Source organism: Maribacter caenipelagi (genome assembly GCF_004364175.1).
GTDB classification, from domain to species: Bacteria; Bacteroidota; Bacteroidia; order Flavobacteriales; family Flavobacteriaceae; genus Maribacter; species Maribacter caenipelagi.
Window position 1 is genome coordinate 1 of the sequence record NZ_SNZW01000004.1, and the last position, 4,156, is coordinate 4,156.

Here is a 4,156-nt window from a genome sequence, read left to right on the forward strand (position 1 = left end):
GGAAATCCTTGCAATTAACTATCTTCGGTACGGGCGGACATTTTCCGTTGGAAAAGTCCGCAACTAATCATACACATGACCGTTAGCAAACATATGAAGAATCAATTTATCATAATTTCTATCCTTTTGCTTTTATTGACTTCTTGTAAAAGCACTTCAGCCGATTTGGAGAAATTTGAAAAGATTTTAGGTCCCGAAAAAAGTGAAACACTAACTAAACTAACCGAGGACTTTGAAAATAACTTTTTAACAAAAAAATATCCAAACACGGATTTATCCGAAAGTTATTGGAATTTTATGGTGGAAATTACGCAGCAAAATTTTCCAAATAAAAACGAATTAGTATCGGAAGAGAATGAAAAGAAATACATATCGAGTGGGTTAATAAACGAAAAATATCATTATCCCGATTCCGTATGGGTTAAGGAAAAAGAAATAGTTTCAAGATGGACTTACAAAGACGAAAGTGGAAAAATAAAAAGTTATGAAGATTCAATATTTATAAAATCAAAAGATTCAGTCAAAATAGATTCACTCTTTGCTTTGGAAAAAAATAAAGTAAAATTTAACTACTATGGAAATTACTTTAAAGCACTCGAGGCTGCTAAAAGCGAAAGTCCTTTTATAAATTTATACTACACTTATACAGCAGCTTCAGGTTATGCCTCTGTTAGTAGCCTTTTACAAGGAATAAAGGATTATAATATGGAAATTACTGGTCCTGTTGAAAGACGAGTACTGGTTTTAGCCTTAGTATATTAAAATACGTTTGCTAACACAACCTAAACGTAATGCGGACTTTAGGGGCAAAACCGAAAGGTCTGTGTATATTTATGAAGTCGCTAAATCTTATGGATTTAGCTTTGGACAAGAAAAAATAAAACCAAACCAAAAGCTTTAGCTTCGTGCGCAGACGGAAACGAAAAGTTTCCTTGCTACCGCACTACGCTTAGCCGCACCGTTGTAACAAATTTTGAAAAAACCGATAACCACCAGAAATATCACTCTTGGAATATACTCTCTCCTCTTCATTTTGGTGGTGGGAATCTGGATTTGGGAAATAACGCAATTTGATGAATTTCTTAAATCATTCTATAACTGGAATGAAAGATTGGAAATCCCAAATATCTTATATGGACTAGCGTTTTCCAATGTCTTTACGGCAGCCATAGCTTCGTCTATATTAGGAATAGGTCTTTTTTTAAAAAACAAAACTGGATGGATTCTAATAACTGGATGGTACTGGTTTCTAATCACAAACGGAATTAAAAGCATATTTGAAGAAGGTATTAAAGATTCGACCGATTTTTTTCAAGCATTATTTTTCTTCTTAATTCCTTTAGGTTTAATATTTCTAATGAACAAGTTCAATGGAATTAGTGAATACCATAAAATTCAAAGTAGTAAAAAATTAAAATTAAATTTATTGGCAATCGGAATAGGTATTTTACTGGCTGTATTCCGAGTCGTGAAAAAAAACTTGTTACAACAATGCCTATAGCAAATAGGGCATAAAGTGCTATATTTAATGGGTTGGGCTTATTTACCAAGTCCGCCAAATCTTTTGGATTTGGCAATTAAAAAAGAAAAAATAATTACAAAACAAAAAGCTCTGGCTCGCAGACCAGACGGAAACGAAAAGTTTCCTTGCCTGCCCTACTTGCCATAGCCTCACCGTTACCCAACATATAAAACTTAGTTAATAATTTTGAAATTAGTTGACAATTCATTATTTTTATGTAGATTTGTCAACCAATAAATACGAAATGAAAAACTTAGTTGCTAATCGCATTAAAAATGCAAGAATACTTAAATGTTTGTCTCAACAAAATGTTGCGGACGAATTGGGTGTGTCTAAACAAATGGTTAGTAAGTATGAAAATGGAGATGCAATACCGACTAGTTCAAAATTTTTAAAATTATCTAAACTATTCGGTTTAAAAATGGACTATTTCTTTAATTCTTTTCAAGTAGAATTAGGAGAAATAAACTTCAGAAAAAAATCAACTTTTTCTTTAAAGAAACAAAGTTCATTAAAGGAGCAAATAAAAATCAACTTAGAAAATTACATTTGGCTAGAAGATACTCTATCAATAGATTATAGTTTTAAAAATGCTATTGCTAATATCAAGATTAGCAAAATAGAAGATGTTGAAAAAGCTGTTTTAAAACTAAGAACTGATTGGAAAATTGGAATTGACCCAATTCATAATATCATTCAACTTTTAGAAGATAAAGAAATAAAAGTGATTGAATTATATGATGTTGATGCTAAATTTGACGGATTAGCGACCTATGTTAATGATAAATTTCCTGTAATTGTAGTTAATGGTAATTTTCCTGTAGAACGAAAAAGATTTACTCTTCTGCACGAATTAGGGCATTTATTATTAAACCTTCCCAATTGTGAAACTAAACAAGAAGAACAATTTTGTAATAAGTTTGCTGCTGAATTCCTTTTTCCTAAAGAAATTGTAATCAAAGAATTTGGAGGTAAAAGAAACCATATAACTCTGGCTGAATTAATTTCAACTCAAAAAAAGTACGGAATTAGCATTCCTGCCATTGTTTATAGACTTGTTGACTCAGGTATTCTAAGCAAACAGCGTCATACTGATTTTTATAAAAGAACTAGATTTAATCCATCTTTAGACAGAGAGGTAAATGCTTCAAGGTTCGAAACCCCTGAAAAATCTAACAGGTTTGAACAGCTAGTTTATAGAGCACTTTCTCAAGAAAATATTTCGATAAGTAAAGCTTCTTCTCTATTAAATAAGAATATTGAATCTGTTAAAGAAAGTTCACTAATATAGGTTAAACGCATTATGAAAATTGTAATTAATGATGCTAATATCTTAATAGACTTAGTTAAACTCGAACTTCTTGAAGCTTTTTCAAAACTAAATTTTGATTTACATACGACTGACTTTGTCATTGAAGAATTAAATGACAAACAAAGAGAACCAATAACAGAACTTAGTGTTCTAAAAAAGCTTGGAATTATTGAAACGATAACAATTGAGGATTTTCAAGGTATAAATACAATTTTAGAAAACAGTAGTGGATTAAGTTTTGAAGATTGTTCGGTCTGGTATTATAGTAAAAAACTATCTGGTGTATTATTAACAGGAGATGGAAAATTAAGAAAACAAGCTAGTAAAGATAATTTAGAGGTCAGAGGAATAATTTATCTTTTTGATGAATTTCTAAGACAAGAATTAATCACTTTTGAAGAAGGTGTTGAGAAAATTAAACAACTTAGTTTATTAAATAATAGACTACCTAAAAAAGAGATTGATAAAAGAATTGACTTCTGGAATCAAAACAAATACGTTGGGTAACACCGTGTATAATTCATTGCTAGTTTTAGCCTACTTACGAAAGTCCTCGCGGACTTTCTATCTGTGATTTATTTGCTAACTTTAGTGCTTAAACACGCAACGAAATCATACACAAACACGTTATGCACAAACTGAAAACTGAACTTGGCATAAAAATTGAAATACATATAAAATTACTAACTAAAAACATAAAATTATGAAAAAAGCAACTTTACTATTAACATTATTATTGATTACTACGATTGGTATTTCTCAAAACAAACAAGGCGGAAGTGACCCAATATCTGGAATTGATATAATTATAAAAAAAGACCCAGCAAGTAAACCAATAATAAATACTGACAACAATCCTTTGATTGACGAAGTTAATAAACTTGAATTGGAATATCTAAATTTAAAAGCAAGAGAAATTCAACAGAATTTTTCAAAACAGGATTTATCCTCATTGAAAACAAAAGATGATGTTCTAAAAGTATATGCAAACTTCTTACAAAGGGCAATTAAACACAAATCTCATAATTTAAATAAAAAGGAAGATCCTGCTGTAATAATTTATAACGATTGTCCAGCTTGTTTCCCTTTTGAAATAATTCTTAATGGAGGTAAAGGAAGACCAATAATTAATAATGAGAATAATAACCCAAATATAAAAGTTGAAAAAAATAAAGCAGTAAAAAAAACTGAAATTATTAAAAAGAAAAAACAATAAAGTCTGTGCATAACAAAGAACTGAGGTAAAAAACAAACAAATTCTTCCTTAATTTGAGACATTATTATTCCACGCTCATAGATTCAAAAAACAGATTCTTTGAGCT

Annotated in this window: 5 protein-coding genes; all 5 read left to right on the plus strand. The window is 30.0% G+C overall.

The annotated features are described in order from the left end of the window. Positions 1-165: 165 nt before the first annotated feature. The gene (locus DFQ03_RS00830) at positions 166-762 is read left to right on the plus strand and encodes a hypothetical protein (RefSeq protein ID WP_208295878.1); all 597 of its coding nucleotides are present in this window, start codon (positions 166-168) and stop codon (positions 760-762) included. A gap of 211 nt (positions 763-973) precedes the next feature. Beyond that, complete coding sequence (locus DFQ03_RS00835) at positions 974-1,501, plus strand: hypothetical protein (protein ID WP_133671144.1); 528 nt, start codon at positions 974-976, stop codon at positions 1,499-1,501. A 265-nt stretch (positions 1,502-1,766) separates the two neighbouring features. Beyond that, positions 1,767-2,813 (plus strand): helix-turn-helix domain-containing protein, encoded by a 1,047-nt coding sequence (locus DFQ03_RS00840; protein WP_133671145.1) that lies wholly within the window; start codon positions 1,767-1,769, stop codon positions 2,811-2,813. 12 nt (positions 2,814-2,825) lie between these two features. Then, on the plus strand, positions 2,826-3,341 hold the full coding sequence (locus DFQ03_RS00845) for a PIN domain-containing protein (protein ID WP_133671146.1): 516 nt from the start codon (positions 2,826-2,828) through the stop codon (positions 3,339-3,341). 196 nt (positions 3,342-3,537) lie between these two features. After that, complete coding sequence (locus tag DFQ03_RS00850; RefSeq protein WP_133671147.1) at positions 3,538-4,050, plus strand: hypothetical protein; 513 nt, start codon at positions 3,538-3,540, stop codon at positions 4,048-4,050. The last annotated feature ends 106 nt before the right edge of the window (positions 4,051-4,156 follow it).